Source organism: Aliivibrio sp. 1S128 (genome assembly GCF_001691065.1).
Classification (GTDB): domain Bacteria; phylum Pseudomonadota; class Gammaproteobacteria; order Enterobacterales; family Vibrionaceae; genus Aliivibrio.
In genome coordinates this window covers 1-705 of the sequence record NZ_MAJV01000067.1, presented here as the reverse complement: position 1 = coordinate 705, position 705 = coordinate 1, and the positions used below count along the sequence as shown (strand labels likewise).

The window sequence follows — 705 nt, the reverse complement described above, 5'->3', positions numbered from 1 at the left end:
GTCAATATTAAGTATAATTGCATAGTAGTAAACGTGTTATGCAGGCGTTATAATTTTTCTTAGTATTGCTGAATATTTATACTTGCACTATACTTAGTACAAAATTAAGTACAACTAAGGTACTATTATGACTCGACTAAGATTAGACCAAGATATTCAACCACTTTCAGAATTTAGAGCTGGCGTAGCGTCGTTTATTCGTCAAATTAACGAAACTCGTAGACCTTTAGTTATCACTCAACGTGGTAAAGGTGTCGCTGTTGTTTTAGACGTTGCTGAATATGAAGCAATGCAAGAAAAAATAGAGCTACTGGAAGAGGTGCAACAAGCTGAAGCGCAAATCGCTAGTGGTTTAGGTTTATCAAATGATGATGCTCGTTCTAAAATATTAGGGCGCTTACGTTCATGAATGTTATTTGGTCAACTCTTGCTTTAGATAAAATAGGGCAGACAGCTGAATACATTGCATTAGATAATCCATCAGCGGCAGAAAAATGGGTTAATGACGTATTCGACAAAGCTGAGAATTTAGGTTCATTTCCAGAGTTAGGTCGTCTTGTTCCTGAGTTAAATAGAGCCAATTATCGTGAAATCATTTTTGGTAATTACCGCATTATTTATAGCGTAACGTTAAGCATTAATATTTTAACGGTTCGTAACTGTAGTCAATTGCTGACTATGGCTGATATATAAAATTATAACAAA

General features: G+C 34.9%; 2 protein-coding genes. Both read left to right on the top strand.

Features of this window, described 5'->3' with window-relative positions; translation table 11 throughout:
- Positions 1–127 precede the first annotated feature (127 nt).
- On the top strand, positions 128–409 hold the full coding sequence (locus A6E03_RS09235; RefSeq protein WP_063650544.1) for a type II toxin-antitoxin system Phd/YefM family antitoxin: 282 nt from the start codon (positions 128–130) through the stop codon (positions 407–409).
- Entirely contained in the window at positions 406–693 is a 288-nt protein-coding gene (locus A6E03_RS09230) for a type II toxin-antitoxin system RelE/ParE family toxin (RefSeq protein ID WP_065600701.1), read from the top strand. The genes A6E03_RS09235 and A6E03_RS09230 overlap by 4 nt, the downstream gene beginning before the upstream one ends.
- Positions 694–705 lie beyond the last annotated feature (12 nt).

Bases quoted from the DNA above. Each gene is read 5' to 3' on its own strand.
- A6E03_RS09235 (WP_063650544.1), top strand. From the start codon at position 128: ATGACTCGACTAAGATTAGACCAAGATATTCAACCACTTTCAGAATTT.
- A6E03_RS09230 (WP_065600701.1), top strand. From the start codon at position 406: ATGAATGTTATTTGGTCAACTCTTGCTTTAGATAAAATAGGGCAGACA.